Genomic DNA, 2,072 nt, shown 5'->3' on the forward strand with positions numbered 1-2,072 from the left:
CTGGAGCGTCTGGAGAACAGAAAGAAGTATCTGGAGAAAGGCGAACGCACCAAGCGCACCCACCGCCTTTGCAATCTGGGCGGAACGATTGAGAGCCTTGCCCCGGAGGTCAAAGATCTCACACGCACCGAAATGACAGAGCTGATGGAACACATCTTTTCTCTGTCCGAAGTCCAGCGAGCCGTCCGTCACATGGCGATTACCCATATCAGCCAAGCAAACAGGGAAAAGGAGTTGAAAGCCGATGGCACTATTTCATCTAAGCGTCACGCAGACTAAGCGAAGCGCAGGACAGTCCGCTATTGCTTCTGCCGCCTACCGTGCCGGGGAGCGATTGTATAGCGAGTATTACGGCGAATACAGCGACTACACCCGCAAGGGCGGCGTGATCTGCTCTGATATTCTCCTGCCGTCCCATGCACCGCCCGAATACGCAGACCGCCAGACCCTATGGAACGCCGTGGAAAAAGCCGAGCGTGGAAAGAACGCCCAGCTTGCATACAGCTTTGACATTGCCTTGCAGAATGAATTTTCCCTTGAGGAAAACATCGCTCTTGCAAGGCAATTTTTGTTGGAGAACTTTGTGAGCCGGGGCATGGTAGTTGACTTCGCCGTACACCAGCCAGACCGGGAGGACGGCGGCATACCAAACCCGCATTTTCATGTGCTTTGCCCCATCCGCCCCATCGAGCAGAACGGCAAATGGGGACTAAAGCAACGCCGGGTGTATGAGCTGGACGAGGACGGCAACCGTATCCGGGACGCAGACGGAAAGTTTGTGTTCAACGCCGTTCCCACTACCGACTGGGGCAGTCCCGAAACGCTGGAACATTGGCGGCAGACATGGGCAGAGCTATGCAACGCCAAGTTTGCGGAGAAAGGGCTTGATGTTCGCATCGACCACCGAAGCTATGAGCGTCAGGGCGTGGAGCTTCTTCCCACCGTCCATGAGGGCGCAACCGTCCGGGCAATGGAGAAGAAAGGCATACGCACCGAGAAAGGCGAGTTCAACCGCTGGATCAAAGCCACCAATGCCGTTATCCGGGACATCAAGAAGAAAATCGCTCTCCTGTTTGATTGGATTGCCGAAGCAAAAGCGGAGCTTGCCAAGCCGCAGGCACCCGACCTTGTTTCTCTGCTGAACGCCTATTACACCAAGCGCAGAGCCGGGGCATATTCGCAGAAAGGCAAGGTCAGCAACCTAAAGGAGATGAACGAGACTTTCAATTATCTCCGGGCAAACGGCATTTACACTCTTGAAGATTTGGAAAGCCGTGTCAGCGAACACAGTGCTGCCACAGAGAGCTTGAAGAAAACGCTGGACGAACAGACCGCCCGAATGAAAGCAATTAAGCAGCTCTATGACAGCTCCGCTGCTTTCCAGAACTTGAAGCCTGTCTATGACGGCTTGCAGAAAATCAAGTTTGAGAAGCCCAGAGCCAAGTACAAGGCAGAGCATGAAGCGGAACTGAAACAGTTCTACGCCGCCAGACGCAAGCTGACTGGGGAGTTCCCGGACGGCAAGGTGGATATGAAAAAGCTGACCGAAGAGTATGACGAGCTGGAACAGGCGCACAACACCACCTATGGCGAGTTTAAGACCGTCAGAGACGATTTACACCGCCTTTGGAAGGTCAAGTCATGTGTAGATACTGCCGCCCGATTTAACGAGCGCACAGAGGAACAAATGCTCCAAAATCGACCCCAAACACGACACAAAAAGGAGGAACTATCCCGATGAATTATACCCAAGCACAGATTGACCGGGCAAACGCCGTCAGTCTGGAAGATTTTCTCCGCACACAGGGAGAGACACTTATCAAAAGCGGACGGGAATACCGCTGGAAAGAACATGACAGCCTGACCGTCCGGGGAAACAAATGGTTTCGCCACAGCCAGAGCAAGGGCGGCTATCCCATTGATTTTGTCATGGAGTTTTACGGCAAGTCCTTTCCCGAAGCAGTCCAGCTCTTAACCGGCGAAAGCGCCGAGGGACAGAGCGAAGCCAGCACAGCACCGCCCACAGCGTTTCACTTGCCCTTGCACAACAGAACAGCCGACAGAGCAATTCA

Annotated in this window: 2 protein-coding genes and 1 pseudogene; all 3 read left to right on the forward strand. The window is 53.9% G+C overall.

Annotated features, from left to right (window positions below):
* Positions 1-279: DUF3847 domain-containing protein (locus tag DW826_RS17685; RefSeq protein WP_242994150.1), on the forward strand; the 279-nt coding region annotated here is incomplete at its 5' end.
* The gene (gene mobQ, locus DW826_RS17690; protein WP_117553329.1) at positions 245-1,741 is read left to right on the forward strand and encodes a MobQ family relaxase; all 1,497 of its coding nucleotides are present in this window, start codon (positions 245-247) and stop codon (positions 1,739-1,741) included. The genes DW826_RS17685 and mobQ, both read left to right, overlap by 35 nt.
* Positions 1,738-2,072 (forward strand): annotated as a pseudogene (locus DW826_RS17695) (topoisomerase); the annotation flags it as partial. The gene mobQ and the pseudogene DW826_RS17695, both read left to right, overlap by 4 nt.

The organism is Clostridium sp. AM34-11AC, assembly GCF_003435375.1.
Lineage (GTDB): Bacteria > Bacillota > Clostridia > Lachnospirales > Lachnospiraceae > Pilosibacter > Pilosibacter fragilis.